Annotated in this window: 13 protein-coding genes and 1 pseudogene; 8 read left to right on the forward strand and 6 right to left on the reverse strand. The window is 59.9% G+C overall.

Annotated features, from left to right (window positions below; genetic code table 11):
* Positions 1-2: 2 nt before the first annotated feature.
* Together FXB40_RS08030 and FXB40_RS08035 are read left to right on the forward strand one after the other, a co-directional pair.
* Complete coding sequence (locus tag FXB40_RS08030; RefSeq protein ID WP_148771664.1) at positions 3-662, forward strand: amino acid ABC transporter permease; 660 nt, start codon at positions 3-5, stop codon at positions 660-662.
* Entirely contained in the window at positions 655-1,380 is a 726-nt protein-coding gene (locus FXB40_RS08035; RefSeq protein WP_148771665.1) for an amino acid ABC transporter ATP-binding protein, read from the forward strand. The genes FXB40_RS08030 and FXB40_RS08035 overlap by 8 nt, the downstream gene beginning before the upstream one ends.
* A gap of 79 nt (positions 1,381-1,459) precedes the next feature.
* Here the strand turns inward: FXB40_RS08035 and FXB40_RS08040 are convergent, their stop codons facing one another.
* The gene (locus tag FXB40_RS08040; protein ID WP_148771666.1) at positions 1,460-2,134 is read right to left on the reverse strand and encodes a GntR family transcriptional regulator; all 675 of its coding nucleotides are present in this window, start codon (positions 2,132-2,134) and stop codon (positions 1,460-1,462) included.
* Between the two features lie 170 nt (positions 2,135-2,304).
* Here FXB40_RS08040 and FXB40_RS08045 point away from each other — a divergent pair, with 170 nt between their 5' ends.
* The 5 genes and pseudogenes from FXB40_RS08045 to FXB40_RS08065 all read left to right on the forward strand — a co-directional run bounded on the left by FXB40_RS08045 (position 2,305) and on the right by FXB40_RS08065 (position 7,820).
* On the forward strand, positions 2,305-3,216 hold the full coding sequence (locus FXB40_RS08045; RefSeq protein ID WP_148771667.1) for a dihydrodipicolinate synthase family protein: 912 nt from the start codon (positions 2,305-2,307) through the stop codon (positions 3,214-3,216).
* Between the two features lie 214 nt (positions 3,217-3,430).
* Complete coding sequence (locus tag FXB40_RS08050; protein ID WP_148771668.1) at positions 3,431-5,002, forward strand: aldehyde dehydrogenase (NADP(+)); 1,572 nt, start codon at positions 3,431-3,433, stop codon at positions 5,000-5,002.
* Positions 5,003-5,042: 40 nt separating this feature from the next.
* Positions 5,043-6,013 (forward strand): annotated as a pseudogene (locus FXB40_RS49025) (TRAP transporter substrate-binding protein).
* Between the two features lie 26 nt (positions 6,014-6,039).
* The gene (locus FXB40_RS08060) at positions 6,040-6,558 is read left to right on the forward strand and encodes a TRAP transporter small permease (RefSeq protein WP_187436724.1); all 519 of its coding nucleotides are present in this window, start codon (positions 6,040-6,042) and stop codon (positions 6,556-6,558) included.
* Positions 6,555-7,820: a TRAP transporter large permease gene (locus FXB40_RS08065; RefSeq protein ID WP_148771670.1), complete on the forward strand. Its 1,266-nt coding sequence runs from the start codon at positions 6,555-6,557 to the stop codon at positions 7,818-7,820. The genes FXB40_RS08060 and FXB40_RS08065 overlap by 4 nt, the downstream gene beginning before the upstream one ends.
* Positions 7,821-7,972: 152 nt before the next feature.
* Here FXB40_RS08065 and FXB40_RS08070 read toward each other — a convergent pair whose 3' ends face one another.
* Together FXB40_RS08070 and FXB40_RS08075 are read right to left on the reverse strand one after the other, a co-directional pair.
* Positions 7,973-8,302, reverse strand: a complete 330-nt coding sequence (locus FXB40_RS08070; protein WP_148771671.1) for a carboxymuconolactone decarboxylase family protein — start codon at positions 8,300-8,302, stop codon at positions 7,973-7,975.
* Positions 8,303-8,906: 604 nt separating this feature from the next.
* Positions 8,907-9,599, reverse strand: a complete 693-nt coding sequence (locus tag FXB40_RS08075; RefSeq protein WP_246207453.1) for a TetR/AcrR family transcriptional regulator — start codon at positions 9,597-9,599, stop codon at positions 8,907-8,909.
* A 75-nt stretch (positions 9,600-9,674) separates the two neighbouring features.
* On the opposite strand from FXB40_RS08075, the gene FXB40_RS08080 reads away from it, so the two are divergent.
* On the forward strand, positions 9,675-11,831 hold the full coding sequence (locus tag FXB40_RS08080; RefSeq protein WP_148771673.1) for an alpha/beta hydrolase fold domain-containing protein: 2,157 nt from the start codon (positions 9,675-9,677) through the stop codon (positions 11,829-11,831).
* Positions 11,832-11,915: 84 nt separating this feature from the next.
* Here the strand turns inward: FXB40_RS08080 and FXB40_RS08085 are convergent, their stop codons facing one another.
* The 3 genes from FXB40_RS08085 to FXB40_RS08095 all read right to left on the reverse strand — a co-directional run bounded on the left by FXB40_RS08085 (position 11,916) and on the right by FXB40_RS08095 (position 15,957).
* Positions 11,916-13,193, reverse strand: a complete 1,278-nt coding sequence (locus FXB40_RS08085; RefSeq protein ID WP_148771674.1) for an MFS transporter — start codon at positions 13,191-13,193, stop codon at positions 11,916-11,918.
* A 142-nt stretch (positions 13,194-13,335) separates the two neighbouring features.
* Positions 13,336-14,961 carry an FAD-dependent oxidoreductase gene (locus FXB40_RS08090; RefSeq protein ID WP_246207455.1) on the reverse strand — a complete coding sequence of 542 codons (1,626 nt, stop codon included), beginning with the start codon at positions 14,959-14,961 and terminating at the stop codon, positions 13,336-13,338.
* 12 nt (positions 14,962-14,973) lie between these two features.
* Positions 14,974-15,957: an amidohydrolase family protein gene (locus tag FXB40_RS08095; protein ID WP_187436725.1), complete on the reverse strand. Its 984-nt coding sequence runs from the start codon at positions 15,955-15,957 to the stop codon at positions 14,974-14,976.
* Between the last annotated feature and the right edge of the window lie 41 nt (positions 15,958-15,998).

Genomic DNA, 15,998 nt, shown 5'->3' on the forward strand with positions numbered 1-15,998 from the left:
CGATGCAATTCCAGCTGCCGTATTCAGGACTCCAATGGTCGGATCTACCGTATGTCCTCTTGGGCGTCTGGAATACCCTCATCCTCACACTTGCCGCCGCTACGTTCGGTACCTTGATTGGCGTCGTGATCGGCTGGCTGAGGCAAGACGTGCCGGTCGCGCGGGTTGTTCTTGCACCCTACGTTGACGTAACCCGCAGCGTTCCGTTGATAATCCAGTTCATTCTGGTCAATAGTTCCTTCGCGCTGGCTGGCATTCCGCTGGAGCCACTGTGGGTTGGGGTCATTGTCCTCAGTCTCTACATGGGTGTTCTGACCTCCGAACTGGTCAGAGCCGGGCTTGGCGCTGTGCGGTTTCAGTTGAAGTGGGCGAGTAGATCGCTCGGCATGAGCTATTGGCAGGAGCTTCGCTATGTCTCCGCTCCACTCGCTCTTCGAACTTTCTTCCCTGGTTGGATTGGGACTGTCATAGCGCTGACGAAGGATACGGCTCTGGTCAGTGTCGTCGGGTACGTCGAGCTTCTGCGCGCATCGCAAGTCTTGATCAATCGTACGAACGAAGCACTTCTCGTGCTCGCCGGTACCGGGCTGTTCTACTTCGCCATTTGCTACCCTATCTCACTTTACAGCCGTAGGCTCGAAAGGACCTTCCAGCATGATTGAGATTGAGAACGTGCGCAAATCGTTCGGTACGCTGGAGGTGCTCAAGGGCATCAACCTGTCGATCGAAAAAGGCGAAGTGCTGTGTCTCATCGGCGGCAGCGGGTCTGGAAAGTCGACGCTGCTGCAGTGTATCAACGGTCTTCAATCGATCCAGGGTGGTAACATCATCGTCGACGGAACCAACGTGCACGCCCGAGATACAAATCTGAACACCCTCAGGCAGAAGCTTGGGATTGTTTTCCAACAGTACAATGCTTTTCCTCATCTCACGGCTCTTGAGAACGTCGCGTTGGCGCCGCGCGTCGTAAAGAAGCAGTCACGCCGCGATGCGCTCGATTTGGCTCGCGAGCATCTGGACTATGTTGGGCTGGGCAGCAAAGCGGATATGAAGCCGTCCGGGCTTTCGGGCGGGCAGCAACAACGGTTGGCCATTGCTCGAGCCTTGGCGATGAAGCCTGCTTACATGCTGTTCGACGAGGTAACATCGGCGCTGGATCCAGAACTCGTGGGCGAAGTCTTGGATACTCTACGCAAGCTCAAAGAGAGCGGGATGACCATGATCGTCGTCACCCACGACGTGGCCTTTGCTCGTGAATCCGGTGACCGCGTCGCGTTCTTCGACCAGGGGGTGATTTGCGAGTTAGGACCTGCGCGCCAGGTGATCAATGATCCGAAGGAAGAGCGGACCCGCCAGTTCCTGCAGCGCGTGCTACATTAAACCAAAGCCGAAGGACTAAGATGCGCCCCGACGTGGGCTGGTCGCGTGAAGCAACCAGGCGTGGTGCCGAACGCCTTATTCAGGCTGATATCGAGGACGGCAACTTCGCGGCATCCAAGATATGTTTTCGGAGGTAGTCGACGGCGGTCGGATTTCGTTCCGTGCACAGGCTCAGAAGGTCGCGGTGCTCTCGCTCGGCTGCGGCGACCGCGCCGGTCATCACGAGTTGAACCCGAATGAAACGCTCGACTTGAATATTGATCCCTTCGAGAACTGATAGCGTCTCTGGCCTGTTCGCGGGTAAATACAGGCTCCTATGAAACTGCCAGTTCAACTTACCCCATTCGGCCGTGTCCCGGCGTTGATACGCGCCCTCGAGCTGGTTTAGGAAATCCTGAGCCGCGGCAGCATCTGAAGGACCGAAGTGCGGTAGTGCGCGTGCAAGAATGTCGCATTCGAGTAGAGCTCGCAGATCGAAGAGCTCGCTGACTTTTTCCTTCTTCATGGAGGTCACGATCGCGCCCTTGTGGGTCTTAAGCGCGACTAAGCCCTGCCCCTCCAGTTGCCGAAGCGCTTCGCGCACGGGCATGCGGCTCACTTCGTATTCCTCCGCAATGGCCTCTTGAACGATCGGGTCGCCGTCCTTGAACTCGCCGTTGAGAATTCTCTCGCGCAGCTCAACGGCGATCGCATCGGGCAAACTCTGTCGAGCGATAGGATTCACCGATCGCGCTTCGCGGGTAGTCACTTTCATTACCTTCCGTTCTGAGCCCTCGCTGGCTGAATCCAAAAAACAGGATCCATGGCCGCTTTCGGAATCACTGCCGTGAAACCTTAGCCCACCTCGTCGTTGGAAGGAAGTAGACATGTAATATAAACTACTGTAGATTGGATCCAGTTGGCCTGTCACAGGAGATGGATCTCATGACGAAGAAATGGACCGGCGTTTTTCCGGCGGTCACCACCAAAATGACCCAAGATGGCAACGTGGATCTAACGGCTACTCAGTCCAGCATCCACAGACTGATCAAGGCTGGGGTTTCAGGCGTGATCGTTCTGCCAATGCTTGGCGAAAATGCATCGCTTACGCTCGCTGAACGAGAATCGGTTATCCGCGCGGCCGCCGAGGTGACGAAAGGTAAAGTGCCTCTCCTGTCCGGCCTGGCTGAAACGAATCTGAGCGCCGCCAAGGCCAATGCAAAGTTGTATGAGACGGTCGGCGCGCAGGGGCTGATGGTCTTCCCAAGCCTCGGCTACAAAACGGACGATCGCGAGACGGCGGAGTGGTACAAGGGCATCGCCAGCGCCTCGTCGTTGCCCATCATGATCTACAACAACCCGATCACCTACGGGGTTGATGTAACGCCGGCCGTATTGAAACAGCTCGTCGATACGCCTGAGATCGTATGCGTGAAGGAAGAGACCGGCGACATCCGTCGCGTCACTGATACGTACATCGAACTCGGCGATCGATTCAGCGTTTTCTGCGGCGTCGATGATCTCATTGTCGAAAGTTCCGCGCTTGGAGTGACGGGCTGGGTATCCGGCATGACGAACGTCTGGCCGGCTGAATGTGTCGAGATCTTTAGCTTGTGCGCTCAGGAGAAATTCGCAGAAGCGCGGAAGCTCTACCACATTCTGACGCCGTCCTTCCATCTCGATACTCACGTGAAGCTGGTCCAGTACATCAAGCTCGCCGAGAACCTTGTCTACGGCGCTCCCGAATGGACGCGCGCCCCTCGGATGCCGCTGGTTGGCCCCGAACGTGAACACGTCGTCACCACCGTGAACGCAGCGATCACTGCTCTGGATCGCCGCGACCGGAAGGCTGCTTGATTCCTTCAGCTTCTGATTATTCTCAGGCCCCGACAGTGTCGGGGCCTGCGTGCGATCGGTGAGTTGGTAGATTTGGGAGAGGCAAACTGGCGCAGCGGTTGCCGCCTCAATCAAACAATCCTCCCGGCACTGATCGAATCAGCCGTCCAGCTAGTGGATGTCAGTGACTGTGGATGGGCCTTCCGCAGACATTTCGTACTGGAGCGTTGTTGACATGATGATCTCTGGAAATCTCTTGATCGGCGGCAGCGCAAGGCGCGGCAATAACGGTGCGTTCTTTGGCTTGGATGCGGCTACCGGCGAGCCGCTGGAGGGATCGTTTGGCGGCGCGACGATTGCGGACCTGGAAGACGCAGCGGCCCTGGCTTGGCAGGCCTTCGGGATCTATCGGCAAACCTCGCTTCACTTGAGAAGCCGTTTTCTTTCGAAGATCGCAGACGAGATCGCGGAGCTTGGCGAAGACTTAATCTCGCGTTGCATGGCGGAAACCGGGCTGCCCCGAGCCAGAGTCGAAAGCGAAAGGGCGCGAACGGTTGGCCAACTCCGGCTCTTTGCGGCGGTCGTTCGTGACGGGTCATTTTTAGAGGCGCGTATTGATCCGGGCCAGCCTGACCGCAAACCGTCTCCGCGGCCGGATTTGAGACTCATGAAGGCGCCACTCGGACCCGTAGCAGTCTTTGGAGCGTCCAATTTCCCGCTCGCATTTTCAGTGGCGGGAGGTGATACGTCGTCGGCCTTGGCGGCCGGCTGCCCCGTGATCGTCAAAGCACATTCTGCTCATCCCGGTACCTCTGAACTGGTCGGCCTGGCGGTGCGACGCGCGGTCCAAGCCTGCGATCTTCCTGAGGGAGTCTTTTCCCTCTTATACGATAGCGGCAACGACATCAGTCAGGCGCTTGTCGCCCATCCCAAAATTTGTGCCGTCGGCTTTACCGGATCGCGTAGCGGCGGGAAGGCTTTCATGAAGATTGCGGCCGCTCGCAATCAGCCCATTCCGGTTTATGCCGAGATGAGTTCTATCAATCCCGTGATCCTTTTCCCCGTTGCCTTGGCTCGACGAGGGGCCGCAATCGGGCGGGCCTTCGCAAGTTCGCTCACACTTGGGGCAGGTCAATTCTGCACGAGTCCGGGATTGATCTTGGCCGAACAAGGCAACGGACTTGAAGAGTTTATCCGCGGCGCTAAAGACGCATTGTCCGGGATTCCCGCCGCGACGATGCTCACCGATAGAATCCGCAAGAGCTACGGCGCGGCTGTCGAGCAGCGCGCTGGTCGCCGTGGTGTCGAACTGCTCGCCCAAGGATTGCCTGCATCGGGACGGGCGGCTCAGTCGGTCATTTTTTCCACCGATGCGAGAACTTTCCTGGCAGGCGTCGATCTGCATGACGAAATCTTCGGGGCGGCATCGCTCGTCGTTCGCTGTACCGATCAAAACGAGCTTGAAAAGGTCGTTCATAGCCTTGAGGGGCAATTGACGATCGCGATCCATATCGATCCCGAGGACCACGATTCCGCGCGAAAGATGCTCCCGGCGCTTGAAGGGCTGGCAGGCCGAATACTCGTGAACGGGTTTGGCACCGGGGTCGAGGTCGCTCACGCGATGGTCCACGGGGGACCTTATCCCGCCACATCGGACGGACGCTCCACCTCTGTTGGTTCACTCGCGATCGAGCGCTTCCTTCGACCGATCTGCTACCAAGACACCCCGGACGATCTGCTGCCTCAAGTGTTGAGGGATCGGAATCCTGAATCCGTCCGTCGAATGGAAAACGGCATATTCGTTTGAAAAAAGGTTGGATTCCGTCTTTTGTCTTAGGAGAGGCATCATGTCTTGGTCAACGCGTGGCGCGCTCGCTGCGCTCGTAGGTTTTGCTCTGGGTATCCCAACCGTCGCATTCGCCCAAGTCGAGCTGAAGCTCGGGCACGTGCTCACGTCGGACAGCCACTATCACGCGGCGGCCGTAGCCTTCGCTGAAGCCCTCAAGTCTAAGACGGCGGGGAAAGTGGTCGTGAAAATCTTCCCGCAGGGGCAGCTTGGAGGCGAAGTACAGGAGGTCCAGGCATTGCGCATGGGTACGCAGGACGTGCTCGTGACAAGTCAGGCCGCGGTCGTCAACACGATCAAGGAGTGGCAGATTTTCGACGTGCCCTATCTCTTCGACTCCGTCGATCAGGCAAATAGGGCACTACGCAGTGAGACCGGACGTAAGCTCCTCGACCTCGTCGATCGTCAGGGCATGGTGGGGTTGTCGTGGCTTTCGTCTCAGCGAAGAAGCCTGTCATGAAGCTTGAGGATCTGGATGGGTTCAAGATTCGCGTCATACAGAGCCCGGGGTTCGTCAAAGCTTACAAGACGCTCGGAGCGAATCCGGTGCCGCTGCCGTATGGCCAACTGTACCTCGCCCTTCAGCAAGGGGTCGTGGATGGGGCCGAAAGCTCCCCTGAGCTCATGATCCAGGACAAGTTCGCGGAGGTTTCCAAACACTTTGTCCTGTCACACGTAAATCACATGCCGGTCGCCCTGCTGATGTCCAAGGCGGCATTTGCCAAGTTCGACCCGCAGACACAGGCCGCGATCCGTGATGCTGCGCTGGAAGCCTCTGCGGTGCACGAGTCCTCTTATCATAGGCAGTACGACGAGGCTCTTGCGGAACTAAAGAAGCGCGGTCTCGAAGTCTCTGTACCCGCAGACCTAAAGGAGTGGCAGGCGGCAACTGAAGCGGCGGGCCGGGAGATCGTAGCCGACACGCCTGACGGCGCAACCTGGCTGGCGGGGCTCCAAGGCGCCAAAAAATAATGAGCGAAGCAGTAGGATCGGCGGCTATGGCAACGTTCAAGGCGATCATCCTCCGCGTGGACCGGGCGCTGCTCACCCTCAATCTCGCTCTCGGCGGCACGGTACTCTTTGCGATACTGTGCATCGCGGCACTAGGGGTTCTGTTCCGCTTTGCGTTGCATGCCGCTCTGCCATGGGCCGAGGAAGCGAACATGTATCTGTTCGTTTGGTTGACTTGTCTCGGGGCGTCGGTCGCATTTCGACAGCGGTCGCACCCTCAAGTGGATGCCCTTGTCGTTTTCGGTCCGTCCTGGATCGCATCCATATCGAGCTGGCTGTCACCCCTCGCGCTTATGGCTCTTAGTCTGATTTTTCTGATCTACGGCGGTCGCCTGGTGGAGTTTATTGGCGAAGAGACCGGCTCGGCGATTCCGCTCTCGATGGCTTATCCGTATGCCTCGATTCCCTATGCGGGGGCCTGCATGGTCATTCATGCCGTTGCTTTGGTTGTTGAGGGCACTCCGGCAACGTCATCGGCTGCAGTCGACGCTAGAGAAATCGCATGATTCCGCTATTTGTCGCGCTGGCGCTGTTGGCATTTGGAGTTCCCGTAGCGCTTTGCCTTGGCCTAGCTGGTACTCTCGCGCTCTGGCTTGGCGGAGTGAACCTCCTCGTCGTCCCGCAGCAATTCTTTTCCAATCTGGCGAGCTACAATTTGCTCGCCATACCCTTTTTTATGTTGACGGGTGCGGTTATGGAGCACGCGGGCATGTCGCGGCGCCTGATCGACTTCGCCCAGGCACTTGTGGGATGGATGCGCGGTGCCATGGGACACGTCACGATCGTGGCTAGCATGTTCTTCGCCGATATTTCAGGCTCGGCGACGGCCGATACGGCCGCAATCGGATCAATCATGATTCCGGGGATGCAAAGTAAGGGCTATTCGGCCGCATTTGCGACCGCGCTTCAGTCCGCAGCCGGTTCGCTTGGTCTCCTGTTTCCGCCGGCGATGTGCATGATCGTCTACGCCTATACCGCAAACGTATCGGTCGCGCATATGTTCATGGCGAGCCTTGTGCCCGGACTACTCGTCGTCGCCTCTTTCATGATGGTCAACCATGCCGTGGCGGTGCGGCGAGGCTATCTCGCGGTGGAAAGCTTCTCGGCGGTGCGGCTGGCGCGAACCTTCGTACGTGCTATCTGGTCTCTTGGAGCCACTCTCGTCGTACTAGGGGGCATTTTATTCGGCGTATTCACGCCCGTTGAGGCCGGTGTCATCGCGGCAATCTATGTGATCTTAGTGGGGACGCTCGTGCACCGCGAGCTGCGCCTGTCGCACTTACCGCGTGTCCTCGCTGCGACTTCAGTGAACACGGCCAGAGTCGCTTTCCTTCTGGGCGTCGCCTTCATCGTCGGAAGATATCTCACCGAGATGGAGGTACCCCACAAAGTTGCTGCGCTGTTCTCGGCGTGGACGAACTCGCGCCTGATCTTTCTGCTCTTGGTAAATCTTTTTTTCATCGTGATGCACACGGCCCTTGAGACAATTTCCAGCATTGTTGTGATTGTGCCGGTATTCATGCCACTCGCCCTTCAGCTCGGCGTAGATCCGGTGGCATTCGGGGTCGTGTTGCTAATAAATTCTGCTATCGGCATAAACCTGCCGCCCGTCGGCTTCTGCCTCTATACTGCCTGCTCCATTAGCGGCGTTCGCCTCGAACAAGCGACGCGCGCGATCTTACCTTTCATCGGCGTCCTATTGATTGACTTGGCGCTGGTCTCGATCTTTCCCGAGATCGCGCTCATGCTCCCGAACCGGATGCACTAAAGGGCACAATCGGCTTCGTTGCCAAATTCACACGACAATTATGTGCCGTGCTTCGCCCGACTCGCCTCAGATTGGCGTCGTTTCGACAAGTTAAAGAATCAGCTTGTCGAAATGTCTCATTCAGCATTCCGTGACCGCCGCAGACCACTCGGTCAAACGTCTAGATCGGTCTTGTTGAGCGGTTTTCCAGGTGGTATCGGTAACGTTTCCCGAATTGGCAGCCGCCTTCCCGACCAGGCCGGCGAGCGAGTTGATCTTGGGGTCGCTGTCGGCTTGCCCGTCTGGAGGGCGGTGACCTGCTCTTCGGTCCAGCCGTTCATTTGTGCGAGCCGACCGGCGATGCGAATCATGTAGCCGTTGCCGACGCCGGCCGCGGACGCGAGAGTCAGGGCCGCACCGACTTTCGGGTCGAAAGTGCCGTGCTCGGTCAGCACCGCGCGCAGCGACGAGTACGCCGTGAGGACCGCCGGAGAATGCGCCATCTGGGCATGGAGGTTTGCGGCGCGCCCGCCCGGAGTGGACAGGACGATCTTTTGCAGGAGCGGACGCGATGCAGCGGGTGCGTCCTCGACGCGCGGCGCTATGGCTGGGCGTCGAAATCATAGAGTAGCTTGTCGAAGTGACTCAGTTGGCAAATCCTCGGCCCTCATTCGCCTGGAACAGATTTGTTGGGTAGCTATTCATGAATAGGGAGATGACAGTGTCAGTCTCGCCAATCAGCTCCTTGACTGTGGCCCGCCGCAGTTTATTGACGGGAGGGCTGGGGACGATCTTCGCGAAATCGATGTGGGGACGATCTCTCGCCGCCGCGGATACCGATACCGCGTCTGATCCGAGCGCTCATCTGGCCGCCATAAACGAGCTTGCGCAGGCGGGGACGGAGGAGGGGCAGCCCTACGCTCTCCTGGCCAAGCTCGACCGTGCGTTGGAGCGGGCAGTTGGACATAAGCTGTTCACCGTTCTCGTCTTGAACGAGGAGGTGGGGCAGAACCAGCGCTACTATTCAAACCAACCGAAGGACTATCCGGTCGGCGGTAGCAAGCAATGGAAATCGCTCACGGAGCGAAGCCGACATTGGGCCGGATACTATTGTCGCGCAGCGGGCGTCTCCGCCATGGCGGTCTGCAAGGTGGCCTGCGAAGGCGGGCAGGTGATCGCAGCCTCCAGCATGTCGAGGATGTTCTCGATGGTGAAGGGCTGGCCCCACAGACGACTGCTCCTGGTATTCCGTGATTCCAGCGCAGCTTCGTGTGCAGACAGAACCGCGTTGGAATAGATCGCCAACATCGAAAGGCGCTGTTCGACGATGGCCGCGGGTCCGGGCAACATCCGCTTCAGATGATTGACGCACTCGACGTAGCCGGCGTTCCACCGGTTGTTCAGCGCATCGCGTAGCGTCGTGGGATCGGATGCCTGGAGGTGTGAGATAAATCGGATATAGCCGCGCCACCGTTCGTCCTCGCCGAGTTCGATGACCGGCATGAACAGGACCAGCATCACCTCGCGAATGCTCGCCGGGCCGCCGCGCTTTTCCATGTCGTCGAGCATTTCGCGCCGTCGCGCATCGAGCACGGCGGCGCCATCGACCACCATCTGCCGGATCAGCTCTTCCTTGGTCCGGAAGTGATAGTACAGCGCGGCGTTGTTCCGCTGTCCGGCGGCATCGACAATCTGCTGAACCGTCACGGCGTCGATACCATGGCGCCCGAATAGCATTTGCGCCGCCATCTTGATCTGGTCTTTGGTCTGTTCCGAGGCGGCGCGGGGCACCGTTTTCATTCTGCTTGACATTCAAACCTGCCTGAACCTAAGTTAAGTGAAATCACTTAATAGGTCAAGATGAGGAAACGAACTATGCGCGTGCTCGTAGCAGGTGGCGGCATCGGCGGACTGGTGACTGCAATTGCGTTGCGTCATCACGGCATCGAGGTGGTCGTCCTCGAACAGGCAGAAGGGCTGAACGAGGTCGGCGCCGGCATTCAGATCGCCAGCAATGCCGCGATCGTGCTCCGCGAACTGGGGCTCGAAACCGCCATGCAAGCCGTCGGCGTCAAACCTGAATCCTACGACTATCGCGATCTGCGCACGGGGCGCCTGCTCTATCAGGCGCCGCTCGGCGATGAGGCGGCCCGCCGCTACGGAGCGCCGATGTACAACGTCCATCGCAGCGATCTCATTCAGTTGCTGTTCGACGCTGTCCCTGCGGAATCGAAGCGGCTGGGCGCCCGTTGTGTGGCGATCTCGCAGTCCGATGACGCGGTCGAGGTCAGGCTGCAGACCGGCGAGACGCTGAAGGGCGACGTATTGGTGGGGTGTGATGGCATTCACTCCGTCGTGCGACAGTATCTGCGCGGGCAGGAAGAGAAGCATTTCTCTAATATTCTGATGTGGCGCTCATTGATTCCGGCAGAGCGCCTCGAAGGCCTCGAGCTTCCCGAGCGCGGCAACTACTGGTTCGGGCCTGGCCGCACGCTGATCACCTATTGGGTGCGGCCTAAAAATCTGTACAGCATCCTGGCTTCGGTGCCGGCCGATGAGGTACGCCGCGAATCCTGGACCGAGAGCGGCGACATTGCCGAAATGCTCCGTTCTTTCGAAGATGCCGAGCCGCGGGCGCGGGCCATGCTCGAGCAGTCGAAGACGGCCTTCATCACCGGCATGTACTACCGCGATCCGATCGACAGCTGGAGTTCGGGCCGCGTCACGCTGCTTGGCGACGCGGCACATCCCATGGTGCCGTTCCTGGCGGCAGGTGCCGGACAGAGCATCGAGGATGCCTGGACGTTCGCGCGCGTCCTGTCCCGACGGCAAGACGACGTCCCGGACGCGCTCCTCGAGTATGAGCGGCGTCGCCTGCCACGCACGACGCGCATCCAGGCCGGAGCGCGTGCCGCCGTGAAGCTCGTACACGAGACGGACACGGCCCGTCTGCGCAATCGCAATGCGCGCTGGAAAGGTATGGCGCGCATCGATCCGCTGGCGGAGACGAGCTGGGGTCTGGCATGGGACTACAATGTCGTGAAAGCAGTGGAGGGGGCGCCGGGCGAGGTCGTCAATGTCACCGGCCTGCGTGAAGGCAAGCGGCTGCAGCGCCCGGAGAGCCAACGCGCCTTCGAGCTCTGGAAATACGCGTTCCGTCCCGAGGACGTGGCGCGTGGTCATGACGGCCTTCGCGAGGCCTATGATCGCTTCCTGACCACGAACTTCCCGTTGCCCGGCGGCTTCGAGGCGATAGAGGACGAACTCGGCGACGTCAGGGCGTTCCGCGTCTCGGCAAAGGAAGCTCACTCCGACAATGTCGTGCTGCACTTCCATGGCGGCGGCTACCTGATCGGTTCGGCCGAGGGGTCGCTGGAATATGCAAGCAGGTTGGCAACAGCTGCCGACGGGGTTTGCTATACCATAGACTACCGGCTTGCGCCTGAGCATGCTTATCCAGCTGCGATCGACGACGCCGTCGTCGCGTATCGTGCATTGCTGGGAAGAGGCGTTCCCGCGAGTTCAATTTTGCTATCCGGCGAATCCGCTGGCGGCGGCCTTGCCCTCGCGCTGGCGCTCGCACTCCGCACGGCCGGCGATCCCATGCCCGCCGGCATCCTCGCGGTCGCGCCATTTGCCGACCTCACCCTATCGGGCGAGAGCGTCCGTGCGTTCAATGGAGACGATCCCGCGGCGAACCGCGATCTCCTGACCTTCATGGGAGCGTCGTATTTCCAGGGCCACGAGCCCACGGATCCTCTGGTGTCGCCACTGTTCGGCGATCTCACCGGCCTGCCGCCGCTTTTCGTTACGGCAACGCAAGGCGAAGTGTTGCTCAGCGACGCCATACGCCTGGCCGAACGCGCGGAAAGGGCTGGTGTCAACGTGACGCTGCGTCTGGTAGAGGATTCCGTCCATGTTTACACGATCTTTCCCTTCCTCCCCGAAACGGAGAGCACGATGGGCGAGGTCGCTGATTGGGCGCGGCGGAATCTGCAACGGAGTGCGGCGCACTCGCAAGCCGCGGAATGAGAAATGCAGGACGTGTCGCACTCCAAAGCGTAATGACGGCTCAACCCGATCTGGTCGCCTTTTGGGTGCATCCGCGTTCGAGTCTCATATGTGAGTGCCCGCTCTCTCTGACGTGAACGGCAGGTCAGCTCGCCGCAGGGTTACGATGAGCCCGCTGGACAGCACGGAAATTCCGGCAGCGATCCACAGCGCGAGCTGATAGGTCTGGAACTGATCGTAGATCCTCCCGAACAGTGTCGGTCCGAACGCCAGGCCGAGTGTGAACGCGACCATGAGAAAGCCGAGTATTCGACCAAAATGTCGAAGCCCGAATGCTCGTGAGGCGATGTAGGTCAGCGCGTCGACTTCCGCGCCGAGGCCGAAGCCGAGGAATGCGGCCGCAATCATCGCGTTTGCGCCGGTGGCGTTGGTCAGTAGCAGCACGCTGAATGCGACCGCCGGCGCCAGGAACACCAGCGCGGTCAGATGCGGCGCAAATATCCTGTCGAGTAGCAGCCCGAGTGAGAGGCGACCGACCATCATGGCGAGACCTACGATCGTCATGACGAAGGAAGCCTGCTGTGCTGACACGCCTCGGTCCGTCAGAACGAGCGGAAGACTGGTGCTGCCGCCTCCGATCGCGATCGAGATCAGGAAGAATGCTGCGAACAGCGTCCAGAACGCGCGTCCCGCCAGCGCCGCCCTTACGGACAATCCCGGCGTCTTGTCCTCGTGACCGAGAGTCTTGTCGGTGAGTTGCGGTGGATCACGCAGGAGAAAGGTGGCGGCGAATGCACCTATCGTGAATACGATGAGCCCCAGGAAAACATAAGCATGGCGCCAGCCGAATTGCGTGATGAGCGCAGAACTCAGTGGCGGAAGCAGCGCTGTGCCGAGACCGCTCATGGTCAACATGAGCCCCAACGCCAGGCCTCGCCGCCGGTCGAACCAGCCGGATACGATTTGGGCATATGGCAGCGGTGTCAATGCGAAGCCGCAAGCGTAGGCGACCACGAGCAGAAGTGCGAACAACCCCGGTGTCTGCGAGAACTGACCGAGCAGTAACATGCCGACGGCGAACAATATCGAAGACAGCAGCGCGATGCGCCGAGCGCCATAAGAATCGACGGCCCAGCCGACCAGGGGCAGGGTCAAGGTAATCAGAAGGTTTGCCGGCAGGCCGGCGGCTGCAATCGTGCCCCTGGTCCATCCTGTGTCGTCGGTGATCGCCTTCGTGAAAATGCCGCCTGTGTAATAGAGAACGGGTCCGAGGTTGATGAACATCAGGAGGCCTGCGCCGATAACGACACCCCAGGCGCGGTCGAAGCGCGAGGCTGATGCGGGAGCCGTACGTTCGTGCAGCTTTTCAGCCAGGTCCGTCATCGTCCTCGTCCTCCCTTGCCGGCCCCATTCGGGTCTCTTATTGGTAGTTTCTGACGCAGCTCGCTTGGATATCAGGGATCGCGAGGCGAACGCGTCGACTGCGACTGGAAAAAATCTATCCCGCGCGAGAGCGTCGGCCGCCTCATGTGTGCCCCGTTGCAACGGTGGCGATAGCGCGGAGGTCGGCAGGAAGCGAGTTGCCGCGCCAGACGACGTGCAGATCGGGTCGAACCAGGACGAGGTCGTGACCATAGACCTCGCGCGCTGGCTTGCTTTCGACCTGAACAATGTCGAGCTTCGCACCGAATTCCGCAAATGATTGACGCAGCGCAGGCAGTGCACTCTGGTCCCGACCAAGGCTGACCAGCGTGAATTCATTGCCAATGCGATCGTGCAGCGCCTGGCCGTCGTCGAGCCAGACGTGAGGCAATCTCGAGCCGGGCCGTGTCGTCGGTTGGTAGTGATCATCGACCTGTGTGGGCGGCGGCTCGTCGTCCGATCCGATCAAGGGTGAGCCGGCGTAGCTGTAGCCGAGCTCGGTTCCGATCATCTCGTGGCTGAGGCGCTGGCCAATGGCCGCCAGCCTTGCGACCTCGTTGCGGTTTGCCTCGCCTTCGGGCGTGTCGCTGTCGATCTCGGGGCGGCATGCCGCGCGCCACGAGTTGACGCCGGCCGCAGCGCGACCGGAAACGTCACGATTGTGAAGTCCGACCGGGCGACGCTCCAACTCATAGGACGAGAGCAGGTTCGGTCCGCCCCAGCCGGCGAGCGTTCCCGCGAGCTTCCATGACAGGTCGATTGCATCGCCGACGCCCGTATTCATCCCGAGGCCGCCGGTCGGGATGACGAGGTGAACGGCATCTCCAGCAAGAAACACGCGTCGATCCGAATAGCGCTCGGCGACCAAGAGGTTTTGATGCCACAGGGTGACGTTCTGGACTTCGAAAGGAAAATCGATACGAAACATTTCCTGTAGCAGGACTGCCGGGGTAGGACCCTCGATCGAACCCGTATTCGCCATGAAGTGTCTCAGATCATCCTGGACAACGAGCATGCCGAACGGGAAATGATAGTGGCGGCCCGGTCCGAAGGGCAGGCGCGAAAAGAGAGCCTCGCTGCGGAAGAAGATCTGGCGTTGTTGAGCGATGCGCCCGCGCCCTTCTAGCTTGACGCCCAATTGCTTACGGACGGTACTGCTGCCGCCATCGCAGCCGACCATGTATCGCGTTCTGATCCTGCTCGTCGTTCCATCCGTAGACTTGACATCGGCGTCGACACCGGCGGCGTCCTGCGAAAAGCTGATCAATTCGCATCCAAAGCGGACATCCGCCTTCGGCAGGCTTTCGACGACCGATTTCAGCAGCGGCTCGAGCGTGTATTGCGAGATGAGCTGGTAGGGCTCGAGCGGCAACGTGCCGTCATTGCAGCGACGGCCGGCTTCCTGCATGGCAGCGACCGATGGATAGGGAAGCTGAAAAATCTTCTTGCCGCGCAGGTGCGTCGCGATGAAGACGTCCATCGGAATGTCCTGGAATCGGCTCGCCGCGCGAATTCGGGTGGCCAATCCAAGACGACGATAGAACTCCATGGTTCGCGCGTTGCAGCGCTCCATCTTCGGATGTTGCAGGCACGTCCGGTTCCGTTCGATCAGCACGACCGACACGCCGCGCTTGGCGAGATCGATGGCAAGGGTCTGTCCAACCGGGCCGGCGCCCACGACGAGGACATCGGCATCGTAGAGGCCTGCGTCTCGCATGGTAGAACCCATCAACTCACACTCCTACTGTCGAGCTCGACCCGATCCCAACAAGACCGCGGCATTCGCGTCGAACGAAATGTCCTTGAGCGCGGAAGCTGCAAATGCTCCTGGCCCAGGCTGGCGAATAGCGAAGGGATAGTCGGAGCCGACGACGAGGCGGTCTGATCCCACCTGATCGGCCAGGAAGCGGAGCGAGGCGGGAGCGTAGACGATGGTGTCGTACCAGAATCTTTTCAGCGTTTCCGATGGCGCCTGGGCAATCGCCTTGCTCCAGGGCGCCGCCATCTTCCAGGCAAACTCGATCCGGGGTGCGATCCAGGGGAAGGCGCCTCCCCCATGGCTCAGCAAGATGTTGAGCCGCGGAAATCTCTCGAGCACGCCGCCCGCCAACAACGAGGTCGCCGCCAACGCGGTTTCGAGCGGAAACACCGCTGCCGCCGCGAGCTCCTTGGGTCCACCGATGCGCTCGAGACCGGCAGGATGCAGCGGGTGGACAAAGACAAGAAGACCAAGCTCTTCGGCGCGCGCGTAAAACGGCGTTAGCTTCGGGTCGCCAAGTGGAACGCCGTCGATATGCGTCCCGATTTCCACGCCGCGAAGCCCCTGCTTTTGGATGTCATCGAGCCGTTTGGTCGCAAGCTCGACGTCCTGCATCGGCACCATCCCGATGCCTTGAAACTTGTCCGGGGCGCGAGCGATCATCTTGACGATGTGATCGTTCATGATCCTTGCAAGATGATCGGCGAGCTCCGCGGGCAGCCAATGGGACAGCAGTTCAGGCATGGGCGAGAGGACTTGAACGTCGGTACCGTCCGCGGCCATGTCGCGCATCCGCCGCTCCACGTCCCACGAGCGTGCATCGATTTCGCGAAACGGTTTGCCATCGATCACGAGGGCCGCCCGGCCGCCTTCATGCATCTCCAGCGTCGGCCAGAGACGATGACGTGCGGGCAGATCGGCCAAGGAATTCGGCACGACGTGTGTATGGATATCGACGACGGCCACGTGGAATCCTCCCCAGGATTGGGCGAGTCCTACACTAAAAA

The sequence above is a fragment of the Bradyrhizobium rifense genome (genome assembly GCF_008123425.1).
GTDB classification, from domain to species: domain Bacteria; phylum Pseudomonadota; class Alphaproteobacteria; order Rhizobiales; family Xanthobacteraceae; genus Bradyrhizobium; species Bradyrhizobium rifense.